Origin of the sequence: Romboutsia sp. Marseille-P6047 (assembly GCF_900604535.1) — a bacterium.
Classification (GTDB): Bacteria; Bacillota; Clostridia; order Peptostreptococcales; family Peptostreptococcaceae; genus Romboutsia_E.
Genome location: NZ_UWOT01000012.1, coordinates 1 through 23,658 on the forward strand (window position 1 = coordinate 1; position 23,658 = coordinate 23,658).

General features: G+C 28.1%; 30 protein-coding genes. 9 read left to right on the forward strand and 21 right to left on the reverse strand.

All coding sequences use genetic code 11. The features are described 5' to 3' along the window. Window positions 1–219 precede the first annotated feature (219 nt). From EIH23_RS11765 to EIH23_RS11825, 14 genes are all read right to left on the reverse strand, one after another. Window positions 220–825 carry a tyrosine-type recombinase/integrase gene (locus tag EIH23_RS11765; protein WP_122640483.1) on the reverse strand — a complete coding sequence of 202 codons (606 nt, stop codon included), beginning with the start codon at window positions 823–825 and terminating at the stop codon, window positions 220–222. A gap of 155 nt (window positions 826–980) precedes the next feature. Further along, a complete protein-coding gene (locus tag EIH23_RS11770) occupies window positions 981–1,496 on the reverse strand; it encodes a hypothetical protein (protein WP_122640484.1) in 516 nt (171 codons plus the stop codon). A gap of 78 nt (window positions 1,497–1,574) precedes the next feature. Then, window positions 1,575–1,982: a single-stranded DNA-binding protein gene (locus EIH23_RS11775; protein WP_122640571.1), complete on the reverse strand. Its 408-nt coding sequence runs from the start codon at window positions 1,980–1,982 to the stop codon at window positions 1,575–1,577. Next, window positions 1,978–2,178 carry a hypothetical protein gene (locus EIH23_RS11780; RefSeq protein ID WP_122640485.1) on the reverse strand — a complete coding sequence of 67 codons (201 nt, stop codon included), beginning with the start codon at window positions 2,176–2,178 and terminating at the stop codon, window positions 1,978–1,980. The genes EIH23_RS11775 and EIH23_RS11780 overlap by 5 nt, the downstream gene beginning before the upstream one ends. A 106-nt stretch (window positions 2,179–2,284) precedes the next feature. Then, on the reverse strand, window positions 2,285–2,635 hold the full coding sequence (locus EIH23_RS11785) for a hypothetical protein (RefSeq protein ID WP_122640486.1): 351 nt from the start codon (window positions 2,633–2,635) through the stop codon (window positions 2,285–2,287). After that, window positions 2,616–2,795 carry a Spo0E family sporulation regulatory protein-aspartic acid phosphatase gene (locus tag EIH23_RS11790; protein ID WP_122640487.1) on the reverse strand — a complete coding sequence of 60 codons (180 nt, stop codon included), beginning with the start codon at window positions 2,793–2,795 and terminating at the stop codon, window positions 2,616–2,618. The genes EIH23_RS11785 and EIH23_RS11790 overlap by 20 nt, the downstream gene beginning before the upstream one ends. 2 nt (window positions 2,796–2,797) lie before the next feature. Further along, the gene (locus tag EIH23_RS16370; RefSeq protein WP_164489066.1) at window positions 2,798–2,944 is read right to left on the reverse strand and encodes a hypothetical protein; all 147 of its coding nucleotides are present in this window, start codon (window positions 2,942–2,944) and stop codon (window positions 2,798–2,800) included. A gap of 133 nt (window positions 2,945–3,077) precedes the next feature. Further along, window positions 3,078–3,776, reverse strand: coding sequence for an ATP-binding protein (locus tag EIH23_RS11800; RefSeq protein ID WP_164489067.1), 699 nt, complete (start codon window positions 3,774–3,776; stop codon window positions 3,078–3,080). Beyond that, window positions 3,751–4,602, reverse strand: a complete 852-nt coding sequence (locus tag EIH23_RS11805; protein WP_122640490.1) for a DnaD domain-containing protein — start codon at window positions 4,600–4,602, stop codon at window positions 3,751–3,753. Before EIH23_RS11805 ends, EIH23_RS11800 begins: the two co-directional genes overlap by 26 nt. 14 nt (window positions 4,603–4,616) lie before the next feature. Further along, window positions 4,617–4,991 carry a hypothetical protein gene (locus EIH23_RS11810; protein ID WP_122640491.1) on the reverse strand — a complete coding sequence of 125 codons (375 nt, stop codon included), beginning with the start codon at window positions 4,989–4,991 and terminating at the stop codon, window positions 4,617–4,619. Further along, complete coding sequence (locus EIH23_RS16765; protein WP_279265905.1) at window positions 4,992–5,114, reverse strand: hypothetical protein; 123 nt, start codon at window positions 5,112–5,114, stop codon at window positions 4,992–4,994. 50 nt (window positions 5,115–5,164) lie between these two features. Further along, window positions 5,165–5,413 (reverse strand): hypothetical protein, encoded by a 249-nt coding sequence (locus EIH23_RS11815; RefSeq protein ID WP_122640492.1) that lies wholly within the window; start codon window positions 5,411–5,413, stop codon window positions 5,165–5,167. 48 nt (window positions 5,414–5,461) lie between these two features. Next, window positions 5,462–6,196 (reverse strand): Rha family transcriptional regulator, encoded by a 735-nt coding sequence (locus EIH23_RS11820; RefSeq protein WP_122640493.1) that lies wholly within the window; start codon window positions 6,194–6,196, stop codon window positions 5,462–5,464. 51 nt (window positions 6,197–6,247) lie between these two features. Then, the gene (locus tag EIH23_RS11825; RefSeq protein WP_122640494.1) at window positions 6,248–6,451 is read right to left on the reverse strand and encodes a hypothetical protein; all 204 of its coding nucleotides are present in this window, start codon (window positions 6,449–6,451) and stop codon (window positions 6,248–6,250) included. 175 nt (window positions 6,452–6,626) lie between these two features. On the opposite strand from EIH23_RS11825, the gene EIH23_RS11830 reads away from it, so the two are divergent. The 8 genes from EIH23_RS11830 to EIH23_RS11865 all read left to right on the forward strand — a co-directional run bounded on the left by EIH23_RS11830 (window position 6,627) and on the right by EIH23_RS11865 (window position 14,442). After that, complete coding sequence (locus EIH23_RS11830) at window positions 6,627–7,319, forward strand: helix-turn-helix domain-containing protein (protein WP_122640495.1); 693 nt, start codon at window positions 6,627–6,629, stop codon at window positions 7,317–7,319. A 12-nt stretch (window positions 7,320–7,331) separates the two neighbouring features. Continuing rightward, window positions 7,332–7,772: an ImmA/IrrE family metallo-endopeptidase gene (locus EIH23_RS11835; protein WP_164489068.1), complete on the forward strand. Its 441-nt coding sequence runs from the start codon at window positions 7,332–7,334 to the stop codon at window positions 7,770–7,772. A gap of 29 nt (window positions 7,773–7,801) precedes the next feature. Further along, entirely contained in the window at window positions 7,802–9,373 is a 1,572-nt protein-coding gene (locus EIH23_RS11840; RefSeq protein ID WP_122640497.1) for an ATP-dependent nuclease, read from the forward strand. Window positions 9,374–9,519: 146 nt separating this feature from the next. Then, window positions 9,520–10,380: a DNA adenine methylase gene (locus tag EIH23_RS11845; RefSeq protein ID WP_122640498.1), complete on the forward strand. Its 861-nt coding sequence runs from the start codon at window positions 9,520–9,522 to the stop codon at window positions 10,378–10,380. Between the two features lie 254 nt (window positions 10,381–10,634). Next, complete coding sequence (locus EIH23_RS11850; protein ID WP_122640499.1) at window positions 10,635–12,275, forward strand: recombinase family protein; 1,641 nt, start codon at window positions 10,635–10,637, stop codon at window positions 12,273–12,275. A gap of 1 nt (window position 12,276) precedes the next feature. Continuing rightward, complete coding sequence (locus EIH23_RS11855) at window positions 12,277–12,450, forward strand: sulfonate/nitrate/taurine transporter ATP-binding protein (RefSeq protein WP_122640500.1); 174 nt, start codon at window positions 12,277–12,279, stop codon at window positions 12,448–12,450. Then, entirely contained in the window at window positions 12,440–13,252 is an 813-nt protein-coding gene (locus tag EIH23_RS11860) for an ABC transporter permease (protein WP_122640501.1), read from the forward strand. The genes EIH23_RS11855 and EIH23_RS11860 overlap by 11 nt, the downstream gene beginning before the upstream one ends. 137 nt (window positions 13,253–13,389) lie before the next feature. Further along, window positions 13,390–14,442 carry an ABC transporter substrate-binding protein gene (locus EIH23_RS11865; protein WP_122640502.1) on the forward strand — a complete coding sequence of 351 codons (1,053 nt, stop codon included), beginning with the start codon at window positions 13,390–13,392 and terminating at the stop codon, window positions 14,440–14,442. Between the two features lie 68 nt (window positions 14,443–14,510). On the opposite strand, the gene EIH23_RS11870 is transcribed toward EIH23_RS11865, so the two are convergent. Then, the gene (locus EIH23_RS11870; protein ID WP_330566283.1) at window positions 14,511–15,563 is read right to left on the reverse strand and encodes a cytochrome c biogenesis protein/redoxin; all 1,053 of its coding nucleotides are present in this window, start codon (window positions 15,561–15,563) and stop codon (window positions 14,511–14,513) included. A 360-nt stretch (window positions 15,564–15,923) separates the two neighbouring features. After that, window positions 15,924–17,195 carry an FAD-dependent oxidoreductase gene (locus EIH23_RS11875; RefSeq protein WP_122640503.1) on the reverse strand — a complete coding sequence of 424 codons (1,272 nt, stop codon included), beginning with the start codon at window positions 17,193–17,195 and terminating at the stop codon, window positions 15,924–15,926. Window positions 17,196–17,421: 226 nt separating this feature from the next. Here EIH23_RS11875 and EIH23_RS11880 point away from each other — a divergent pair, with 226 nt between their 5' ends. Next, window positions 17,422–17,652: a hypothetical protein gene (locus tag EIH23_RS11880; RefSeq protein WP_122640504.1), complete on the forward strand. Its 231-nt coding sequence runs from the start codon at window positions 17,422–17,424 to the stop codon at window positions 17,650–17,652. Between the two features lie 56 nt (window positions 17,653–17,708). Here EIH23_RS11880 and EIH23_RS11885 read toward each other — a convergent pair whose 3' ends face one another. The 5 genes from EIH23_RS11885 to pfkB all read right to left on the reverse strand — a co-directional run bounded on the left by EIH23_RS11885 (window position 17,709) and on the right by pfkB (window position 23,630). Further along, entirely contained in the window at window positions 17,709–18,593 is an 885-nt protein-coding gene (locus tag EIH23_RS11885; protein WP_122640505.1) for a kinase, read from the reverse strand. 103 nt (window positions 18,594–18,696) lie between these two features. Then, window positions 18,697–19,389, reverse strand: coding sequence for a DUF554 domain-containing protein (locus EIH23_RS11890; RefSeq protein ID WP_330566277.1), 693 nt, complete (start codon window positions 19,387–19,389; stop codon window positions 18,697–18,699). Window positions 19,390–19,456: 67 nt separating this feature from the next. Continuing rightward, window positions 19,457–20,539, reverse strand: a complete 1,083-nt coding sequence (locus tag EIH23_RS11895; protein WP_122640506.1) for an SIR2 family protein — start codon at window positions 20,537–20,539, stop codon at window positions 19,457–19,459. Between the two features lie 240 nt (window positions 20,540–20,779). Next, window positions 20,780–22,699 (reverse strand): PTS fructose transporter subunit IIABC, encoded by a 1,920-nt coding sequence (locus EIH23_RS11900; RefSeq protein ID WP_122640507.1) that lies wholly within the window; start codon window positions 22,697–22,699, stop codon window positions 20,780–20,782. Window positions 22,700–22,712: 13 nt separating this feature from the next. Next, entirely contained in the window at window positions 22,713–23,630 is a 918-nt protein-coding gene (pfkB, locus tag EIH23_RS11905; RefSeq protein ID WP_122640508.1) for a 1-phosphofructokinase, read from the reverse strand. Window positions 23,631–23,658 lie beyond the last annotated feature (28 nt).

A 23,658-nucleotide genomic window follows, 5' to 3' on the forward strand; every position in this document is an offset into this window, starting at 1 on the left:
TTAGTGTTTTAAAACTGTACTAAAAAAGCCTAATATTTATACGAATATTATTATTTGTAATCCAGTTATCGTCTGTGTTTGTACCTTTTGAATCAATGGTTTTCTTAGGGAATACCATATTCATTTTATAATTTTTCTTCTTATATATATCTTCATTTTGTAACCTTGAATAAATAATCACCAAATTATAAGACATTCAAAAATAGAAAAATAAAAAAATCATCTAATAAGCCTTCTCAAAACTTGGCTGTATTGATGATACTTTTCCTTATCTAAACCTAAGTAAGCTTTTGTTTCTTCGATTGAACTATGACCTAACATTTCTTTAACTGCTATAATATCACAGTCATTCTCCATATAAACTGTATATGCATAAGTCTTTCTCATACTATGAGCTGTTATATCATCCATATCAAAATACTCTGCTGCTTCTTTTAATATTGCTGTAACTCTATCAACTTTAATATGACTTTTCCCTTTTCTAGATGGAAACATATACTCATAATCTTTCTTATCTCTTATGTATCTTTTTAATACAGTTTCTACCTCTGGAAGTATTTCTGCTTCTCTTGGTTTCCTATTTTTTTCTCTAATATTTTTACTATTTTTCTTTTTACCTTCTAAAATTTCAAACCTACCTCTTCTTAAAGCCTCTCTTACATCTCTAACTTTAAGCTCTACTAAATCTCCTGCACGATATCCAGTAGTAATTCCAAGTAAAAAAAGTATATAGTTTCTTTCACTCCTATATTTTAAATAGTCTTGGATATCATAAACCTTTCTTATGTCTTTTATTGGTTTTGAAGGTCTTTTTACTTTCTTCATTTTTAAAACATCCTCTTTCCCCTTTCTTGCTTTTATAAAAATTTCACATAAAAAATACCACCTCAATATGAGATGGTATTATCCTATGATGTTAATCTTTTTATGTCATTTTTATTGATATTGTGTCTTTTTTGCTATATTAACATATTACCACATTATACAGCTAATGTGTGGCTCATTATCGGCTCACTTTCACATTCTTCTTTAAGTGAACTATTCCCATATATGCTATATGCTATATGCTTTATAATCTTTAATTCTCTTCTCTTCACTGTAGCTTTAGAATAATTAATCTCATTAGCTATCTCAGATATTTTATAATGCTCATTTAACTTATTTCTTTTAAAATATCTGTATTCGATTATATACTGGTCGCATTTTTCCATATTTTCTATAATTGATTTTATAAACTTATATTTTTTTCTTATAAAATCAATTTCTGCTTCTTTTATATAAATCATATCTTTAGCACTTATAATCATATCATCTATGCCTTTTGTAGATCCTTTTGATTTTATACCTAAATTATCAAACCTAATATCTTTATAGCTATTATCTTTACTTTTTAATTCATCTATTTCTAATTCAATCATTTTGATACTATCTAATCTAGATGATAATGCTTTTAAGTAATTTCTAGTCTTAATGATATACTCTTCTCTAATATTCATATTTGATGCACCTCATAATATAATTTTTAGTGCATCCCCCTAATAACCTCTTTAAATTCTCTATCCTATTTTATATCCCTAGAATGGTAAATCATCATCTTCTATAGCCTGAAAACCTTGTGGATCTAATCCTGCAGGCTCAAACCTATCATTTTCATGATTTTCTTTCTTACTATCCAATGCATTTACTTTCATTGTATGAACTTTTGTAAATGTTCTATTTTCACCTTGTTGCGTCTTATAATTATCAACCCTTATACTACCTTGTATTCCAACTAATCTTCCCTTTTGAAGATAATTTGCACAAAACTCAGCACCTTTACCTATTACTTCAACTGGTATAAAGTCAGTATCCTTTGTTCCATCTTTTTTAGTATAATCTCTATCAATTGCCAAATTGAAATTAGCAACTGCAGTACCTGTTCCTGGTATATACCTTAACTCTGGATCTTTAGTTAATCTACCAACTAATACAACATTATTAATCATTACTCTTCCTCCTCGGAACTGGCCTATTATCAATTCCATCTAAATATTTTTCTAATTGTTTTTTGCTCAACTTATAAATCTTAACCTCATTATCATATTCACTCTTATACTTATGCTTTAAACTCTTAGCCTCATTATCCCAACAACCTAACTTTAAATTTACTGGTACTATAAAATCTTCTGTAAGCTTCATATTCTCCACCCTAAACTAATGTCATTTTTTCCTAATGCTATTTAATTCAACTGTGATACCAACTACTAAAGTCAGTATCACAATCACCAATAAATTCAAATTATAATTATTCAAAAGCTAATTGTAGCTCCTTTAATTTAATTATTTTAGCTTCTGCTTTTTTTCGGATTCTATATTTCTTAGTTTTCTTAGCTATAGCTTCATATCTTGCTACATCTTTTCTATAATTACAAGCTAAGAAGAATCTCAATATTTCGACCTTTTTACTATTTATTTCATTCTCTAGTTGCATATCTTCTATAATCTTCTCCTTTGTCTTTATAGTATCTATTAGAGATTTAATTTCTTTATCTTTATCAAACCTCGCTAAGTCGTATCCTGTTCGGTATCCCTCTTCAAAAGATCCTATTTTCTCTAATTTAACTACTTCTTCATGTTTACTTTTTAGAATTAACATGTTGCTTATCCTCCATTGTCATATATTTTTCTTTTTGTATTTTTACTACTACTTCATCCACCCATTGGCTTAATCTTACAACTTCTTCTGTTAAACCATGCTTTATATATAGATCTCCTAGTATTTGTTTTACACTTTCAAGCTGCTTATCCTCTAACATGCTTATCCCCCTAGTTGTATTTTTAATTCCTCCATTAGCAAATCCCATGCCTCTTCTTTTGTTATCCCTTTTTCATTTGCTATTTTTATTGATATATCTCTAAGATGCTCTGCAGCTTCTCTAATTGTCATAATCTCTAAAATTGACATTTAAATCTCACCCTTAATATTCATATTTATGTCACATATATTACATCTAACTTCATCTGTATCTTCTTTGACTATGTAAATATATATTTGATTACACTTATTACACTCAAACCTCTTTAAAACATGCTTAGACTTATTTTTTAAAGAGTCTGTAATTAAGTTCTCTTCCTTTAAATTCAATAATATACTCACCCCAGTCGTTATCTTCTTCATAGCTACACATTTCAATTATCCTACTTGCTGTAGCTTCATTGATATCCAAAAGCCCAATTTTATCAAGCTCTGTAGTTATTATCATTGCTTTATTATTGTTATATCTGTAATTAACTATATCCTGTACAATTCTTTGTGTTGCTGGAGATGTATCTCCCTTATATAGATCATCTATAAAAAGTACTGATGCATTTCTATATGAATCTAATGATTTTGTAAAATCTTCTTGGTCCAACTGATTAAACTTCATTCTGGATATTTCATTTACAAAATCAGCATATTTAACTCCAACTGTCTTTAACAATACTCTTGATGTAGCAATTGCTAAATGAGTTTTACCGCTTCCAACTTGTCCAGTTAATAATAAATTTTTAGTTCTATCAAAATTCTTTATGTACTTTAGACAAGTTTCAATAGCTTTTTGTCTCTGTTCATTATTAGCCTTATAATTATTAAACTTATTTTTATCAAATCTATTACTCAGTCCACTTTTTTCAATTCTTTCCTTAGCAAGTCTAATACTCCTACAATCGCACCAATACACTTCACCTTCTACTGTAAATATATATTCCTTATCCTCACATTTAGGACAATTATATTTCTTCAATGTCAATTCCATATTGCTCTGCAAGTTCTTTGACATCCACTTCGACTTTTGAGCTTGAATCCACTCCTCGCTTATTGTCATTGTATGTTGAATACTTTCCATAACTATTTCCCCCAAAACGCTTATTTTTTTCTTTATTTTCATTTATACTATTATTGTGTGTTTTTTTATTTTTATATTTGTTTTGGTGTTCAGTTAACTGAGCACCTTCTTTTATGCCTTCTTCTAACCAATTATTTAATATCTTTAGAAGATAATTAAAATTTCTTATACCTGCTCCTACAGTTTCATCTATAGCTCTTATAATTACATCTGCTTCCATACCATCATCTAAAAAACTTAAAAGCTTCAAAGAAAGATTAGGAGTTATAACTCCAATATGTTTTTGGTAGTAGCCTATTATTAATTTGTTATATTTATTATTTAGTTTATATTTATTATTTAGTAGTTTCGGATTTTCCGATTGTCGGTTTTCCCGACTGCCGGTTTTTCCGGATTCCGGATTTTCCATATCTCGGCTTTCAGTTACTTTTATTGGTATTTCATATACTTCATAATCAAATCCACCAGTAAATTTTCCTGATCCATCATCTTTTCTAGGATTTCTTTTTACATATCCTAATTCTATAAGTTCATTCATTGCTGTTGCTGTTGAATCTCTCCCATCCTTACTTCTATTCTTTAAATCTTTAACATATATTTGCCAATCATCTGGTAAGCTTAATAAATATGTATGTAGTCCTTTAGCCTTCCAAGATACCCTATCATCATTTAAACATGCTTTATTTAACATTACATAAGGATTACTCTTATCTTTTATAACTCTTACAATTGCCATATTTTCTCCATCTCCTAAACTTCTAATAAGCTATCTCTTAATGTTCTAACTGATATTCTTGTAAAATCAAGCTTATTATAAAATTCAACATCTATCTTTTCTTTTGATATTCTTAGATTATCCATATAATAGTTATCATGTAGTTTTAACCCTCTACATACACTAGACAAAGTTCCAATATCAGCTATAGGATCATTGTCCCCTATATAAAACCTTGGTATTAAAAAGTTAAGTTCAATTTCTCTATTTGTATCTTTATTTTTATATTTGTATGTAGCTTCAACATATCTACCTTTATTTAAATTTGCTTTTACAAGCTTATATTTATCATCAGCTATAATTCCTCTAAAAGCATTGTCTATAACTTCTATTGCATCTGTTTTTATCACTTATTTTCCCTCCTTCTTAAATCCTTTAAGTTTTCCATCTCTACATATGAAAGATATGTTCATTTGTTCATATATTTGTGTAGCTTCTTCTACTGTGATATTTAGAATATCTTTAAAAGCCATTTTGTTACCTCCTGCTTATTAACTTGTACATTTTTATTAATCAAAGGGACTTAGGCCCTCTGTTTTTCTTTATACTCTTTTATAGCTATCTTTTTAGCTTCTTCAAAAGTTAGACCTGTCGCCTCTAACTCTTTAGCTCTTATAAATATTGGATATACTATTGATAGTGTTTCATCACCATATCTTTCCCTTTGCCTTTCAAATACCCATTGAGCTTTTCTTCTTTCTATTTCTAAAATTGCTTCTGGATCTTTTGGCCATACAACTTCTACAGTTATTTCTTGTTTTCTTCTTGCCATGTGAATCTCCCCCTTTGCTGTATATTATGATTTGTGTATTTTGTCCTGTTACAATTGATTGTGTACTTCAAATACTAATTGGCTATTTATACCTTGTATTGCATACTTCATCAATTCATCAGCCTCCCAACTTCTTATGTAATTTATAGCATTTTCATAATTTTTAACTGAAAGATTCTTGTAACTATTTACATTAAAAGTTCTTCTTATATCTCTATAAAATGCTGAAAACAATTTTTTGTTTAATTTTTTATATGCTGGTGCATCTTTACCACCTAAAATCTCTATTGCTCTGCTATTGATTGAACTTCTAAGGTTTTCAGCCAATTCATAATTAACTGTCATTTTATTTTCTATATCAGATATTCGCTTTTCTTGCTCTTGTTGTTTCTTATCCACCATAAGTATTGCTTGTAGCTCTTTACTCATATTTGAAAATGGATTTTTAAGTTGTTCTTCCATTTTGTTAAATGCTTCTATGTATTTAAGTTTCCATGTAAGTGCTTTAGATCCAGTGAATCCCATAACCAATAAGCTAAATCCATCTCTATTCATTAAATATTCTTTATAAAAGTTCCCTTTATGTTCAAAAGTATTTTCTATAAACATCTCTTTAACTACCATATTTTCGGTAGTTAATCTTTCTATTGACTCAACTACATGATTATGTCTTTTTTCAAAGTTATTAGCTATATCTCTGCTACTTACTAATAAGTTTCCATTTAAATTTTTTATATTTACTACATCTTTAACTTCTGTTTTATCTACTAATCTTAATTGCATATTATTTTCCTCTCTTTTATAAAATATATTTTGTATTCATTATGACGACTTTTATTCAAAAAAAATTTCGTCCATTGACACTGTTGGTATTTTCTCTTTTATAAGTCTAACTATCGATATCATTTCATGCCTATTAAATTCAGTCTTACCATTGATTTTGAATGATAAGGTCGTCTCACTTATATCCAAATAACTAGCTAAGTACTTTTGATCCTTGCCAATTAATCTGAGATACCCAGTAATTTTATCCTTCATCTTTCACTCTCCCTTTCAACGTCATACTGACGTCTGATATACTTTAATTATATCTCGTCATATCGACGTCGTCAATATATTTATTTAATTTTTATTAAATAAATATTCATTATGACGATAATCATTTTAATTTTTATTAAAATATCTATAATATAATTATAAGGAGGTTTTCAATTTGAATACATTTGGAGACATTTTAAAAACGTTAAGAAAAGAAAAAAATATCTCGGGCAAAGAATTAGCCGAGGCCTTAAAAGTGCATAAAGGTTCTATATCTAATTGGGAAACTAACAGAAGGTCACCTGATAAAGAAATGCTTAATAAAATCGCTGAATACTTTGGAGTTTCAGTAGACTATCTATTAGGAAGAACAAAAGAAAAAAATGGAACTGAGAAGTCAGAACTTCTAAACTTATATTACAGTGAATTAATTAAAAATTTACTACCTGATATAGAACAGGAACTAGAACAGTTAAATACAATTATAAAAGAATTAGGACTTCCTTATAATAAGGAATATAAGCTTACAAAAGAAGATTATTTAAATATATTAAGTGAATTAATTGAGGACGTTGAATTAAAGGACGATAATTTAAAAGTTTATATAAAAAGTACTTCAAACTTACACTCTTTAGATAATAAGGAACCTTTAATATTATCTAAGTTAGATGATTCATTTAATGAAAAAAAACAATCAATTGAAAATAAAAAAGAAGATAAAGATATAGAAAAAATGATTGATGAGTTAATGCAACAACAAGGACTTATGCTTTGTGGAGAACCAATGAGTGAACAAGATATGATATTACTTAGAAATTCCATAAGGAGTACAATTGAAATGGCTAAGAATATGAAAAACAAAAAGTAATGAGGGATTATTTTGAGTAAAATAAAACAACAGGTAAATAGTTTAATAGATAAATATAAAACATCTAATATATATGAACTATGTGACTACTTAAATATAAATATAAAAAGAGATCCTTTAGGAAGTACTAAAGGTTACTTCTTAAATATATCTGGAGACTACTTTATAACTTTAAATATAGATTTAGAAGAATGGGAAGAACCTGTCGTACTTGCGCATGAGTTGGGTCATGCTCTTTTACACAAAAGTACAAATATTTGCTTCTTAAAAAATTATACATACTCTAATACAAATAAACTCGAAAATGAAGCAAATGAGTTTGCTGCACATCTGTTAATTACTGATGATGCTTTAAATAGCTTTTCTAAAGGTTATGATTATATAACTATAGAACAAATGAGTAAACATTTTAGAGTTCCTGTAGAACTTGTTATGTATAAATATATAAATTAAATTAAATTACATCAAGGGGAGACTTATATATGATAAACAGTTTAGAAATAAATGATTTTAGAATATTTAAAAATTCACATATTAAATTAGGAAAACATATCACAGCTATAGCTGGAAAGAATGGAATTGGTAAATCAACAATATTAGCTCTATTAGGTAATTCTTGTGAACTAAAATCTCAATTTGGAAAAACGATATTTAATACAGCTTTTAGAACGGAATTTAGCGAAATTTTTAAAGCCTCAAAAGAATTTGATAAAAGCGGTTCCAATAAATGTAAAATTAATTTTAGTAACTTATCCGATATAAATAAAATTACAGAAAGTAAAATCTGCCGTGTAACGTGGCAAAAAGATAGATTCAGAGTTATACCTGAAACAAAAGGAGAGAACGGTAATAGTCGTAAGAAAGAATCTCCTTCTTTATATCTTGGGTTATCAAGACTATTTCCAGTTGGAGAAGCTAATGACGATGGCATGAAGGTTGAGTCTGTCAAACTTAGTGAAGATGAAAAGATTTATTTCATGGAACATTACAGAAAAATATTAAATTTAAACTTCGGTGAAGAATGTGATGTTGACTTTATAAATTTAGGTGAGACGAAGAGAAAGAAATCTGTTGGTATAACGACTTCTACTTATTCTTCTATAACAAACTCAGCAGGTCAAGATAATATAGGTCAAATAATATTATCTGTATTATCATTTAAACGTTTATATAAAAGTAAGACTTACGATTGGAATGGTGGAATACTTTTAATTGATGAATTAGATGCAACTTTACATCCTCATTCACAAATTAAATTAGTTGACTATTTATATTCTGAATGTAAAAGTTTAAATATCCAAGTTGTATTTACAACACATAGCACGACTTTGTTAAAATATATATCTACTAAGACTTTATATAATAAACCAGATATTGTTAATAACTATGAAATTGTTTATATTACAAAAAGTAATGGTCCTTTGAATATACTTCAAAATCCATCATACTTCATTATGAAAAATGATTTAAACATTTCATCAATTTTAGATTCAAGTAAACAAATAAATGTTTACTCTGAAGATTCAGAATGCAGATGGTTATTTAAAAATTTAATTGGAAACTATAATATATACATTAATCCAGTTAATATTCAATTGGGATGCGAAGATTTACTTCGTTTGAACAAGGCTGATCCTGCATATTTTTCAAATATAATGTTTGTTTTAGATGGAGATGTAGAAGATAAAAAAATCAAAGAGAATAATAAATTTGGTAATATAATAAAGCTTCCTGGTAAAGTAAGACCAGAAGAATTGATTTATGACTTTCTAATAAATTTAGACCCTTATGACCAATTTTGGACAAAAGCATTTTCTTTTGGGTTTAACAAAGAATCTCTAATGGAATATGGTCCACATTCTAACCATTATCAAGGAAAGGATAGAGAAAGATTTAAACAATGGTTTAATGACAATCTTAATCATTTTGAGATCTTAAAAGTTTTTGACTGTTGGAAAGAACATAACTCCGAAGACTATAATAAATTTTTAAGCAATTTTACAAATACTTATAATAATATTGCCAAAAGAACTTTCTCTCCTATTATCCAATAATTACTTAGTTTCATACTATTAAATTTATGTAATAATAGTAGTTATATGTAATTATTATTACAGAATTATTTGTATTAATAATCTCTGGCCAAATTAATATAATTTTGTTATTATATTAATTATAACTTTATACAAAGGTGGTAGCTATGTCAGGATTAAAAACTTATTCTCCCCTTAGATATCCAGGTGGGAAAAATATACTTTCAAAGTATGTTATTAATTTAATACAATCAAATAATTTGAATGGTTGCACTTATATAGAACCTTATACTGGTGGTGGTGCTGTAGCATTAAAATTATTGTTTGATGGGTTTGTTAATGATATAATAATAAATGATTTAGATAAATCCATTTATGCCTTTTGGTATTCTATTTTAAACCATACAAATGAATTATGTGAATTAATTGAAAATACCTCTATAACTATAGAAAATTGGCATATACAAAGAAAAATACAACAAAATAAAGATACGGAAGATTTATTGCGTTTAGGTTTTTCTACATTATTTCTTAATAGAACGAATAGATCTGGAATAATTAAAGCTGGTGTTATTGGTGGTCTTAAGCAAGATGGTAATTATAAATTAGACTGTAGATTCAAAAAAGAAGATATAATATCTAAAATTAGAAAAATTGCAGAGTACAAAGACCATATTACTTTATATAACCACGATACACTTTACCTAATTGAAAATATAATACCTACTATAAACAATACAAAATTTATTTTTTTTGATCCTCCATATTATCATAAAGGCTCTAGTTTATATGTAAATTATTATACACATGATGACCATGTTGAGTTATCCAATGTAATAAGTAATTTAGAAAATTCACATTGGATTGTTACTTATGATAATGTTGATGAAATTGTAGAAATGTATAATCAATTTAGAATAACTTCTTATGGCATAAGATATACTGCAGGTAAAAAATACACTGGAAAAGAAATAATGGTGTACAGTGATAATATTGATATCCCTGATAACTTAAAGCAAATAATATAGAGCAGTTCATACTGCTCTTTTCTATTTCAAATATAAATCAATTCCTTTAATATTCATTATAAGTCAATCATATATTTCCTAATACCCACTACTACAATTCTACGTTTAATAAAGCAAATCTAACTTTTTATATTTTCATTGACAACTATTTTAAATGAATGCTATTCTTTATACCGAACTTATGTTCTTTATCTTTAATAAAGGATTATCATAACTTTATGTAAAATTAATACTTATTAAAAGGAGGAGATTCTTTGATAGCTGCAATTTACTCAAGAAAAAGTAAATTCACCGGTAAAGGTGAATCAATAGAAAATCAAATTCAACTATGCATGAATTATGCTAAAAATATGGGTATAACAGATTTTATAATATATGAAGATGAAGGTTTTAGTGGTGGTTCTACAAATAGACCAAGATTTCAAGAAATGCTTCAAGATGCTAAAAAGAAAAAGTTTAGCTACTTAATTTGTTACCGACTAGATAGAATTAGTAGAAATGTTTCTGACTTCTCTACTCTAATTGAAGAATTAAATAAATTAGATATATCATTTATATCTATAAAGGAACAATTTGATACTTCTACTCCAATGGGAAGAGCTATGATGTACATCTCCAGCGTATTTGCACAATTAGAAAGGGAAACTATAGCCGAACGTATAAAAGATAATATGTATGAGCTCGCACGTACCGGTAGATGGCTAGGTGGTACTACTCCCCTAGGCTTCTCCTCTACTCAAATTACTTACTTTGATGAAAATATGGCTCAAAGGAAAATGTATCAATTAGAGGAAGATCCAGAATCTTTAGATACAGTAAAGCTAATTTTTGATAAATATTTAGAATTAAAATCACTTACTAAATTATACAAGTATTTATATAATTCAGGTATAAGAGGATCCAGAGATGGTAGATTTTCTCCAGGATCAGTATCTGTAATCTTGAGAAATCCTGCTTATGTGAAAGCAGATGAAAACGTAATAAACTATTTACGAAATAATAATATAGAAGTTGTTGGTTCTCCTGATAATGAACATGGTATCTTAACATATGCTAAGAATACCGCCTCTCCTATCGGCGCTATAGCTAGACATAAAGGGGTTATCGATTCAGATAAATGGCTTCAAGTTCAAAGCTTATTATATAAAAATAGAGATAAAGCTCCTAGATCTGGAACTGGAAAAGGATTATTATCTGGATTGTTAAAATGTTCTAAGTGTGGAGCTAACATGAGACATTCCTATAGTAAGACCTCTTCAGGTAATACTGTTTATTATTATATATGTGGAACTAAAAAATCACTAGGTGCTTCTGCCTGTAGTTGCCAAAATATAAAGGCTGATATAGTTGAGGAAAAAGTAATTGAAGAAATAAAAAATACTAAAGCAGAATATATAATGGAACAATATAAAAAAACTAAGCTCGAGAATAATAAAAATAGTAAAGAAGTCCAAGTTCAGATAAATAAAATTAATTCTAATATAAAAGAGAAGCAAAATATAATAGATACTCTAATAATACAGCTAGGTAGAAATACTGATAGCACCGCTTCAGTCTATATAATAAATAAAATAGAAGAATTAAATAAAGAAATAGAAAATTTAAAAGATGAACTAAATACAATAAATTCTGTCTCTAATGAATTCAATACTATGGATTTGAATATTGAACTAATCTGTGATAATTTAAATAGATTTAACAATGAGTTTGATTCAGCAGATTTGAATAAAAGAAGATCACTAATTTCTAATATAGTTGATTATATAGAATGGATTCCAGATCAAAATAAGGCTAGGGTTTATATACTGGGTTTGAAGCAATTAGTGGATAGTTATAATTCTACAACTAAAGGGTGTTCTAGTTTGTCTTTTTGTTTAGATAGCAGAAGCTATTAGTATGTCAGACCAAGTTGCTATGCTTTCTAGAAGACCAGCTACAATAAAAGGAGTGTACGACATAGACTTAGGAATACCTTCTGAAGAAAAAACACCTCTCAAAGCACGTAAAGCTCCAGCATTTCAAAATTACTTCGATATTCTATGGAAGGAGCTAGACGCATATGAAAAATGATTCTAAACAGTACTCCTTAGGTTATAAAAATTACCTTAAAGACCTTAAAGTTGAAAAATATAAAATTTTTATTTGCCAAATAGTTCTATTTATTGGCTTACTTTTACTTTGGGAATACCTTGCTGATCAAGGTATAATAAAAACATTTTTATTTAGTCAACCTAGTGCTATATATAAATTGTTTGTAAAATACCTTGAAAGCGGACAATTAATGACACATATTAAAGTATCTGTATATGAAACTTGTGTAGGACTTTTTGTTGGTACAATCTTGGGCATTATAGTTGCTATAATGCTTTGGTGGTCTAAAAGATTATCTAGAATACTAGACCCATTCTTAGTTGTACTTAATGCACTTCCTAAAACAGCACTTGCACCTATTATAATAGTTTGGGTTGGCGCTGGTGTTAAAGGAATAATAGTAACTGCCATTACTATTTCCATAGTCGTAACAATACTTTCAGCATATAATTACTTTATTAGTGTTGATGAAGAAAAAGTAAAAATGTTAAAAAGTTTTGGAGCTTCTAAATCTCAAATTTTAACTAAACTTATATTACCTGCAAATATAGGTAATTTAATTAATTTAACAAAAATTAACATTGGTCTTGCTTGGGTAGGTGTTATAGTTGGTGAATTCTTAGTTTCTAGATATGGAATCGGTTATCTAATAGTTTATGGTAGCCAAGTATTTAAACTTGATTTAGTAATGATGGGTGTATTTATTCTTGCATTTTGTGCATGGATCATGTATGAAATACTTAATATAGTGGAAAAACTTTATAACAAAAATAAACACTAAATTTAACTAGACTGTAGTTTTTCTACAGTCTGTTTTTCTTTAAAAATAGTATAAGCCATACGTCTATATTTAAGGAACATGTACTAGCTCTTAATAATAACTTATATTATGTAATAATTTTTAAAGGAGGATAACTTATGTTTAAAAAGCTAGTATCTGTTATTAGCTCATTCGCTATTGGATTGGTGTGCTTTACAGGTTGTAGCAACCAAGATTCATCTAGCAACTCAGGTATTCAAGATAGCTCAGAAAAATTAGATAAAATAACTATAGCAGAGGTTGCTCATTCAGTTTTTTATGCACCTCAATATGTTGCTATTTCTAAAGGTTTTTTTGAAGAAGAAGGTATTGATGTAGAGCTCCTTAATACTCAAGGTGCCGATAAAACTATGTCTGCATTAGTATCAGGTGAAGCTGATATAGGACTTATGGGACCTGAAGCTTCTATTTACGTTTATAATCAAGGTAGTGAAGACTACGCTGTAAACTTTGCTCAACTTACTCAAAGAGATGGTAGTTTCTTAGTTTCTAGAGAAAAAAATGATAACTTTAACTATGACGATTTAAAGGGTAGTGAAATCCTTGGTGGTAGAAAAGGTGGAGTTCCTTTAATGACTTTAGAGTATGTTTTAAAACAACATGGTTTAAATATTGGTGAAAATGATCCAAGTGCTGATATTAATGTAAGAACTGATGTACAATTTAGTGCTATGGCTGGTGCTTTTGCTGCTGGTGAAGCTGATTATACAACAGCTTTTGAACCAACTGCTACTCAACTTGAAAAAGATGGTTCTGGATATGTAGTAGCATCAATTGGTGGAGATTCTGGAGATATTCCTTATACAGCTTATTCTGCAACTAAATCTTACTTAGAAAAAAATCCTGAATTAATTCAACGATTTACTAATGCTTTATATAAAGCTCAACAATGGTGTCAGACTGCATCTGATGAAGAAGTAGCTAAAGCTATGCAACCATTCTTTGAAGATAACGACTTAGACGATTTAATTATAGTTGCTCAAAAATATAGAGAAATAGATGCTTGGTGTTCTGAACCAGTTTTAGAAGAAGAGAGCTTAAATAATTTAATGACAGTAATGGAATCTGCTGGCGAACTTAGTGAAAGACCTCCTTATGATAAGATTGTAAATACTGACTTTGCACAACAAGCTATAGATAATAATAAATAGTTTAATAAAAATGATTCCTATAATTTTTAGGAATCATTTTTATTAAATTTGTTTTCAATAAAATATCACTACTTACAACTTTCTATAATATACTTCATAGTTTCTTTATTCATTGCACCTGGAACATATTTAGTAATATATCCGTATTCATCTATTATAAGTGTTGATGGAAATGAATTTATTCCATATTGATATATTTGACTTCCACTTTCATCTAATACAACAGGGAAAGTATATCCTTCTTCTTTTAAAAAATCTTTTATATGTTCTACATCTCCTTCCCTTCCAATATTAGGTGATGCTAATTCAAGTATTATTATATCTTCTTTATTTTCGTTATATTCTTTATAAAGCTCTTCTATATAAGGCATTTCTTCTCTACATTGAGGACACCATGTAGCCCATATATTAAAAAATATTATTTTTCCTTTATAATCACTTAACTTATGTATTTCTCCATATTGGTCATATAATTCAAAGTCTAAAGCTTTTATTTTCTTACTACTTTGATTTTCTTCATTCTCTATATTTTCATTCCTTTGAGCTTGACTTTTTGTTTGTAAATTAAAGTTATTTATAGCTCTTTCAAGTCCACTTGAAAACATTGCCAGACCAGATAATATAATTATTATTCCACCTATTATTTTAATTTTACCCATATACTTTTTTATAGAATTTATTGTATTAAATAATTTATTATAAAATAATGCCACAAGTATAAATGGAAATACAAATCCTATTGTATAAACTAATACCAATAAGTTTGATACTAAAAAGCTATTGGAACTTGATGAGATTATAAGTACCGATGCAAGTATTGGTCCTATACATGGAGTCCATCCAAAGCTAAATGTAAATCCTAATAAAAATGCTGTTACTATATTTATTTCTTTAGTATTCATATTAAATCTCTTTTCAGAGTTTAATAATTTAGATTTTATAATTCCCATATAAAATAGACCCATAAATACTATTATTAGTCCACCTAAAGTCATTATTAAGTCTTTGTTTGTCTTTAAGAATGAACTTAGTACACTTACTGATGATCCTAGTATAAAGAATGTTGTCGATATACCAATTATAAAGAAAAATGTATTTTTAAATAAATCACTTTTGTAAATTTTCCAGTTTTTAAATTATCTATACTAGTATTAGATAATTTACTCAAATATATTGGTAGTATAGGTAATATACATGGGGATAGGAAGGACAACATCCCTTCTAAAAACACCACTATTAAATTTAGTTTTTCCATTAACATCTCCTTTATTTGTAAATATATTCTTACCATTAGTTTTTCTACCTATTAGCAGTAAAATTATATCATTTATTAAATAATCTCCTTAATAATTCACTATATAAATAAACTACAACAATGAAAGTTTCTATCTCAAGTAGATAGTTTTTTGTAGTTAATAAAAAATAGTGATTAAAAAATAAAATAAATCATTTTTAATCACTATTTTAATTCTTTATAAAGCTTACTTATTTCTTAAATAAGCATCAATAGCTTCTGCAACCTTTTTACCTAATGAAGTTGCAAAACAAGCAGTTTTTTGACCTTGTATTATATCTCCAGTTGCAAAAACATCCTCTATACTAGTTTGGAAATCATTAGTTATTACAGTACCTCTTTGATCTAATTCTACTGGTGCAATTGATTGAATTCCATCTGACATTTGACCAACTGCAAATATTATTGTATCTGCTTCTAAGATTAAGTCTGAACTGTCATCTGTCCCCTTAAACTCTATTGCTCTAACTTTATTATTTTCATCCCCTAGAATTTCTACTGAATCAAAGTGATCAAATATAGGTACGTTTACAAACTTCAAATAATTTAATTCCTTTTGGCTAGCATTCATCTCTTCTATTCCTGTTCTTACTACAACTCTAACTTTTTCATATCCAGTTAATTTTGCAGTGGTTCCACAATCCATAGCAACGTCTCCACCACCTATTATTACTGCACTTTTGCCTACATTTATATGACCGTCTTTACTTTTTGCTTCAGCTAAAAAATTAACTGCACTTAAAACTCCATCTAAATCAGATCCTTTTATTTTTAATACTCTACCTTTATTTAGACCACTTGATAATAAAAATGCATCAAATCCTTCTTCCCTCAATGCATCTAACGTAACATCCTTTCCTACAAGTGTATTAGTTCTAAATTTAACACCAAGACTCTTTATATATTCTACATCTTGATTTATAGCATGCTTAGGTAACCTATGTGGTGGTATCCCATATGTTAACCATCCACCTATGCCTTCTCTAGCTTCAATAACTGTTACGTCATAACCTATCCTTGCTAATATAGCAGAAGCTGCTAATCCTGATGGACCTGATCCTATTATAGCTACCTTCTTACCATTAGAATTTGATTGTATTTTTTTATCACTAATCTTCCAATTACTTTCTTTTTCATATTCAGTTAAGAATTTTTCAATATACGGTATCATTATTGGTTCTTTTAGTTCTGTATTTTTGCATCCTCCTACACAGTATGTTTCATAAGGGCAAACTCTAGAGCATATTGCAGCTAATGGGTTTCTTTCTCTTATAACTTTTACAGCTTCATCTATTCTTTCTTCTGCAACTAAGCTTATAATATATTTAGGATCTATTTCGATTGGGCAGTTTTTGCTACAATAAGATGCTTCACATAATAAACATCTTTTAGCTTCTGATATAGCCTCTTCTTTGGTAAAATACTTACCTGATTCAGTTAAATATCCTACATTATTCATTTTTATAACCCCCTTAAGAAAATAACTTCTTAATAACCTATTTATTTTAGTATTATATTATTCTATGTTTATTGAGTTGCCTTCTCAAAAAACGTTTTCATATTTTAAGTATAATACATTTTTACTAACTACGGGAATTTTTAAATTATTTTTATTTCATAATTGTCAAAACTATATTTATAAGCATATAATTAAGTTGTGATAAATTATTTAAGAGGTGTGGTCTATGATCAAGAAATTTAGTTTGTTTAGAAAACGCTATAATAAAAAAAATAGTACTTCTATATTTAAAGGTAATATTTTATCTGACGAAAACTTAAGTTACGATGACTACGATGATACATTATTTTTAGACCAAGATATTTATTACGATAATGATTTTTATGATTTTCCTTTGGATAATAAGAGCCAAATTGATTTTTACTATGATATGGATGATTATGACTATATTGAATAATAGATTAAAGCTTCTACTTTATTAGCAGTAGAAGCTTTTTACTTTTAAATTCTTAATTAAGCATTTTCAAAAGTATATATTGCATCAAGTCTAGTAATATAAATTAAATCATCTTCACACCCTATATACTTTGCATATTTCTTTACTTTTTCTTTTGATACTTCTATATCTAGTCCATTATCATTTTCCATTAATGTTTTTATATACATATCCATTAATCTTCCTTTATATTCTTTTATGTCATACCCTAAATAGTTAGTTAGTCTTTCTATTTCCCCTGAAAAATCTCCATCTTCTTTTATAAAATACTCATATATATCTAATCTATATGGATTTAATGATATTATTTGCTTTACTACCTTACATTCATCAGGTTTTCCTATGAATCCATCCTTATAGTTATTAAATAGTGCATTTGCTTGTCTTATGGCTTTATTATCTATGTATCTATGTACCTTATTTACATTATTATCTAATAATGCATCTATAACTGCATAATGGATATTAAAACAATCATTATATACATATTCTGCGAGTTTTTTAATTACTGGTTTTATTTCATAAAACTTAGTTACGTTATTATTCTTTTTACCTCTACCATGTGAATTTGTATGTTCTTTTATAAGATTATTAAATAGCCTTCTAAAATCTAAATATTTTTTACAGTATTGCTCTTTAAAAATATTAAAGTCTATAGTTATTACTCTATAAGTAACTATTGTCTCTACTCCTTTTTTTATGACATTATCAATTAATTCTTCTCCTAATATAAGTGCTTTATCTGCAATTTGCTTCATAGTATGGGTATTATTTAAACAATCTTCTTCAAACGTATTAGATGTATCAAAAGCACAAGTTTGAAATAACTTCCTTATACTGTTATAGTTATCCATACTATCATCAAATTCTACAATAGCCCCATTTATATCAAATGTAATCATATATCATTTGCCTCCTTTTTATTAAATTAAATAAATTAATATATAATTAATTTGATTATTTTATCAATATTCCTTCTAAATGAGGAATTTGTCTAAAGTTTTTTTAAACTATGCCGAAAATCGCCAAAATTACAGGAATAAACATAGTTGGTAGCAAATTTGCAACTTTAATATTACATGCTTTTATCATATTAAGCCCTAATGCCATAATTAATAAACTGCCTACTGCGGTCATTGAGCTTACTACATCATTACTTAGTATAGCTGATAAATATGATGCTCCTATAGTTATTATACCTTGGTACAAAAATACTGCTATAGATGAAAATATTACACCAATTCCCATAGATGCCGTAAATATTATAGATGAAATTCCATCTAATATTGATTTTGCAAATAATATTGAATGATTACCTCTTAATCCACTTTCTAACGAGACAACTACTGCCATTGCTCCAACACAAAATAATAAACTTGCTGATATAAAACCTTGTGCTATTGATATATCTATGTCAGATTTCTTAGAAAATTTCATTTCTAAATATCTCCCCAATTGATTAAGATGTTTGTCTAAATCTATTAGCTCTCCTATTACTGATCCAATTGCCATAGACATAATAGTAATTAAAATATTACCACCTTCTAATGAGCCTGATATACCTATATATATGACACATAAAGCAATTCCATTCATAACAGTATTACTTACTTTTTCAGGTATACCACCTTTTACTAATAATCCTACTACACATCCACATATTACAGCTAATGTATTTACTATTGTTCCTAGCATCATATGCTCCCCCAATTAATTTATTTTACTTATTAGTCTATATTACTATATGAATATTCTCAATTAACTTTTATTCTCTAAATACTAAATTTATATATTCAGTAGGGTTTTTAGCAAAATCTTGAAAAGATTTATTTGTAAAAATAACATATTCACCTAAAAATCTTTTATATCTATCTTCTTCTTTTTTTAAAGAACTTCTTGGCTTATTTTGATGATTGTTGAATACTAATATTTTAAGGGGAGGTTTCTTTCTACTTATTTGTACTCTTTTTATCATATACTTTATATGTATATCTGCATCTGGAAATGAATAACCACAAAATATTAATATATCACTATCTCTTAAAGCTTTTTCACTTTCATTCCATACATTACTCAAAAATACATTCGATATATCTTTAAAATAAGTAGGAGGCACTATTATGGGAACTGTACTTTCTCCACAATTTAGACATTTAGCTCCTTCTGAATCTTCTAATATTCTCATTACTCCTCCTTCATAAGGAGTTAAAGTCAAGCTACTACAAATAGGACAATACATCCAATTTAATGATCCATGTATCTTATACAACTTAATCATAGGATCAAGTGGTTTTACCCAATTTCCATCTTTATTAAAATTTGCAAAATTTATACCATAATCCAGCATAATAGGTAATTTTTCTTTATCATATAGTTTTGCAATAGTATTATCTATAATAATGTCGTAATTTGCACTAATAAAAGTAGTATTTAAAAGTAAGTTTGATTTAAGTAAATTATCAATGAGCATTTTATGATATTTATTAGTATTTTTCTTATTAACAGAATAAGCCATTAAAAGAATTAGATATTGTCTAATAAATCTTATACTATCACTTTCTTTATTAACTAGCTCAAGAGCAAAATTTTTAAAAAATTCTCTTCTTTGCTCTGCTAAATCTAAAAGTCCAAGAACTTCTTCAAAAGTAGGAAAATTAACTTTATCTATATCATCTTTCTTCAAATCTATATTAAACATTTGTTTAAAAAATCTATGTAGCTCCTTATTCATTTCCTTGTTATAATCACTAGGCTTAAGATCTCTAAAGTACTCACTAAATAATTCGTTTTGAATAGGTAAATGCTCAGCAGCAGACGCACCTGCTCCTAAAAATATAGAAATCTTCATTACTCATCCTCCTAACTATCCTATAGTCAAACGTCTTATTCAATTATCTTATGACTTTTTACACAAGATATTCTTAATCTTCTTCTATAAAATAAAAAAACTGCTTATTTGTAAGTTTTTCTAGGTCACAAAGCACAAAATAAAAATTCTAGCTATTTGTAGCATTATTTCAGCTATATAACTAGAATTTTTATTTTATGTCTGCCCCTAAGTAAAACTTAACTTAAGCAGATATTTTATTTATTTTTCTATTGGTTTTTTAAGTATTGATAATAATAACATTCCTACTAGTGAACCTACAACTATTGCTATAGCATATCCTAATGGATTAGATATAACTGGTAAAACAAATATTCCTCCATGAGGAGCTCTAAGTTGTGCTCCAAATACCATACTTAATGCTCCAGCCACTGCTGAACCAGCTACACATGCAGGTATTACATGAAGTGGATCTGCTGCTGCAAAAGGTATTGCACCTTCAGTTATAAATGATAGTCCCATTACATAGTTAACTATACCAGATTTTCTTTGATCTTCTGTAAATCTATTTTTAAAGAATGTTGTAGCAAGTGCTATTGCAAGAGGAGGAACCATTCCACCTGCCATTACTGCTGCCATTACTTCATACTGACCTGCATCTAAAGCTGCTATCCCAAATACATATGCTGCTTTATTTATTGGTCCACCCATGTCAACAGCCATCATTGCTCCTACAACTATACCAAGTATAATTTTTGAACTTCCTCCAAGTCCCATTAAGAAACTATTCATCGCTTCATTTATCACAACTACTGGAGGCATTACTATGTAAGTCATTAATATCGCTATCAATAATGTTCCAAACAGTGGAAATAAAAGCACTGGTTTTATTCCGTCTAAAGATTGTGGAAGGAAACTAAATAACTTTTTAAGTCCAACTACTATATATCCTGCTAAGAAACCAGCTATTAATGCTCCTAAAAAGCCAGCTCCACCTTCTTTTGCCATTAATCCTCCAACAAAACCAACTACCATTGCTGGTCTATCTGCTATAGAGAATGCTATATAACCTGCAAGTACTGGTAACATAAATCCAAATGCATAGTTACCTATTGTATTTAAGTATGAAGCTAATGGCGTATTATTACCAAAATTTGAAGGATCTATTGAGTAGTTATCAAATAAGAATGATAAAGCTATTAATATACCTCCTGCAACAACAAATGGTAACATATTTGAAACACCATTCATTAGATTTTTATATACTTTTCTTAAAGCACTTTCGTCTTCACTAGAACCATCATTTAATCCTGAATTTTCTCCACTATGATGATATATTGGCGCATCTCCATTTTTAGCTCTATCTATAAGCTCATCTGCTTTGTGTATACCATTAGCAACCTTAGTTATTATAACTTTCTTACCATCAAATCTTGCCATTTCAACATTTTTATCAGCTGCAACTATTATACAGGTTGCATTAGCTATTTCTTCTTTAGTTAATACATTTTTAGCTCCTGAAGAACCATTTGTTTCTACTTTTATTGAAATCCCTTTTTGATTAGCTGTTTTATTTAAACTTTCTGCTGCCATAAAAGTATGTGCAATTCCTGTTGGACAAGCAGTTACAGCTAATACTTTAGGATATTTCTCATCTAATATATCTTCTTTTATTTCCTTTGCATCTTTTTCTAATTCATCCGCTTCATATTCTTCTGGGAATTTTTCTTTCTCTTTTTCATTTATTAATTCTATAAACTCATCTTTAGAAGATGCATTTATAAGCTTTTTCCTAAACTCTTCATCCATAAGTATTGTTGAAAGTCTTGCTAGTACTTGAAGGTGTGTATCATTTGCTCCATCTGGGGCCGCTATCATAAAGAAAAGATGTGCTAAGCTTCCGTCAAAGGCTTCATAGTCTATTCCTTCTTTACTCACACCAGTTGCAAGATATGCTTTATTTACTGCTTTAGTTTTAGCATGGGGAATTGCTATTCCTTCTCCTATTCCTGTTGTACTTAATTCTTCACGAGAAAGTATTGCCTTTTTATACTCATCTTTATTATTTAAATTTCCGCTATCATCCATTAATTCAACTAATTCATCTATTACATCAGGCTTATTACTTGACTTTAAATTTAAATTAATAGATTTTTTATCTATTAAATCTGTAATTTTCATAATATATCACTCCTTATATTTTTTCTACTATAATCTGCTTTTTAACTTCATCTATAAATTCTCTTGTTGCTATATCATAAGAAAATGCTGTTGCTCCGCCACATGCAGCACCTTGCTTTAGAGCTTCATCAAATTTATTTGTCATTACATATCCACTTAAAAAACCTGCAACCATAGAATCTCCTGCTCCTACAGAATTTTTAACTTCACCCTTAGCTACATTACTTGTATAAATATCACCATTTTCAGTAACTAATAATGCTCCCTCTTTTCCCATAGATACTAATACATTTCTTGCACCCATTTCTTTTAATTTATTAGCATATTTTATTATGTCCTTATTTGAACTTAACTTTACATTAAAAATTTCTTCTAATTCATGATTATTTGGTTTTATTAAAAATGGCTTATATTTTAATACATTTAATAATAAACTTTTGGTTGCATCAACTACTACCTTTATTTCCTTATTTTTTATTCTTTCCATTATATTCTCATATAATTTATCACTAAGTGTTGATGGTATACTCCCTGCTAAAACTAATATATCCTCACTATTTAATTCATCTATTATTTTATAAAGCTCGTTTAGTTCATTTTCATTTATAAGTGGACCTTGACCGTTTATCTCTGTTTCTTCGTTCCCTTTAATCTTTACATTAATTCTTGTAAATCCATTTTTTAATTTTATAAATTTATTTTCAATTCCTTTTTCTTCTAAGCTTTTTATTATAAAATCTCCAGTGAATCCACTTACAAAACCTAAAGCTGTACTCTGACAGTCTAGCTGTTGTAGCATATTTGATACGTTTATACCTTTTCCTCCAGCATAAACTTTTTCATCTTCAACCCTGTTTACACTACCTAAGTTTAGGCTATCTAGTTTTATTAAATAGTCAATTGCAGGATTTAATGTTACTGTATATATCATGACTTCACCTCTATCTTTTTTTATATCT

Excerpts from the sequence above, each read along its gene's own strand:
- EIH23_RS11780 (WP_122640485.1), bottom strand. The coding sequence starts at position 2,178 with ATGAAGCTTACAGAAGATTTTATAGTACCAGTAAATTTAAAGTTAGGT.
- EIH23_RS11785 (WP_122640486.1), bottom strand. The coding sequence starts at position 2,635 with ATGTTAATTCTAAAAAGTAAACATGAAGAAGTAGTTAAATTAGAGAAA.
- EIH23_RS11815 (WP_122640492.1), bottom strand. The coding sequence starts at position 5,413 with ATGGCAAGAAGAAAACAAGAAATAACTGTAGAAGTTGTATGGCCAAAA.
- EIH23_RS11840 (WP_122640497.1), top strand. The coding sequence starts at position 7,802 with ATGATAAACAGTTTAGAAATAAATGATTTTAGAATATTTAAAAATTCA.
- EIH23_RS11765 (WP_122640483.1), bottom strand. The coding sequence starts at position 825 with ATGAAGAAAGTAAAAAGACCTTCAAAACCAATAAAAGACATAAGAAAG.
- EIH23_RS11860 (WP_122640501.1), top strand. The coding sequence starts at position 12,440 with ATGAAAAATGATTCTAAACAGTACTCCTTAGGTTATAAAAATTACCTT.
- EIH23_RS11885 (WP_122640505.1), bottom strand. The coding sequence starts at position 18,593 with ATGATTACATTTGATATAAATGGGGCTATTGTAGAATTTGATGATAGT.
- EIH23_RS11890 (WP_330566277.1), bottom strand. The coding sequence starts at position 19,389 with ATGATGCTAGGAACAATAGTAAATACATTAGCTGTAATATGTGGATGT.
- EIH23_RS16765 (WP_279265905.1), bottom strand. The coding sequence starts at position 5,114 with ATGGCTTTTAAAGATATTCTAAATATCACAGTAGAAGAAGCTACACAA.
- EIH23_RS11875 (WP_122640503.1), bottom strand. The coding sequence starts at position 17,195 with ATGAATAATGTAGGATATTTAACTGAATCAGGTAAGTATTTTACCAAA.
- EIH23_RS11865 (WP_122640502.1), top strand. The coding sequence starts at position 13,390 with ATGTTTAAAAAGCTAGTATCTGTTATTAGCTCATTCGCTATTGGATTG.
- EIH23_RS11855 (WP_122640500.1), top strand. The coding sequence starts at position 12,277 with ATGTCAGACCAAGTTGCTATGCTTTCTAGAAGACCAGCTACAATAAAA.
- EIH23_RS11895 (WP_122640506.1), bottom strand. The coding sequence starts at position 20,539 with ATGAAGATTTCTATATTTTTAGGAGCAGGTGCGTCTGCTGCTGAGCAT.
- EIH23_RS11880 (WP_122640504.1), top strand. The coding sequence starts at position 17,422 with ATGATCAAGAAATTTAGTTTGTTTAGAAAACGCTATAATAAAAAAAAT.
- EIH23_RS11790 (WP_122640487.1), bottom strand. The coding sequence starts at position 2,795 with ATGTTAGAGGATAAGCAGCTTGAAAGTGTAAAACAAATACTAGGAGAT.
- EIH23_RS11770 (WP_122640484.1), bottom strand. The coding sequence starts at position 1,496 with ATGAATATTAGAGAAGAGTATATCATTAAGACTAGAAATTACTTAAAA.
- EIH23_RS16370 (WP_164489066.1), bottom strand. The coding sequence starts at position 2,944 with ATGTCAATTTTAGAGATTATGACAATTAGAGAAGCTGCAGAGCATCTT.
- EIH23_RS11825 (WP_122640494.1), bottom strand. The coding sequence starts at position 6,451 with ATGAAGGATAAAATTACTGGGTATCTCAGATTAATTGGCAAGGATCAA.
- pfkB (WP_122640508.1), bottom strand. The coding sequence starts at position 23,630 with ATGATATATACAGTAACATTAAATCCTGCAATTGACTATTTAATAAAA.
- EIH23_RS11820 (WP_122640493.1), bottom strand. The coding sequence starts at position 6,196 with ATGCAATTAAGATTAGTAGATAAAACAGAAGTTAAAGATGTAGTAAAT.
- EIH23_RS11800 (WP_164489067.1), bottom strand. The coding sequence starts at position 3,776 with ATGGAATTGACATTGAAGAAATATAATTGTCCTAAATGTGAGGATAAG.
- EIH23_RS11845 (WP_122640498.1), top strand. The coding sequence starts at position 9,520 with ATGTCAGGATTAAAAACTTATTCTCCCCTTAGATATCCAGGTGGGAAA.
- EIH23_RS11900 (WP_122640507.1), bottom strand. The coding sequence starts at position 22,699 with ATGAAAATTACAGATTTAATAGATAAAAAATCTATTAATTTAAATTTA.
- EIH23_RS11805 (WP_122640490.1), bottom strand. The coding sequence starts at position 4,602 with ATGGCAATTGTAAGAGTTATAAAAGATAAGAGTAATCCTTATGTAATG.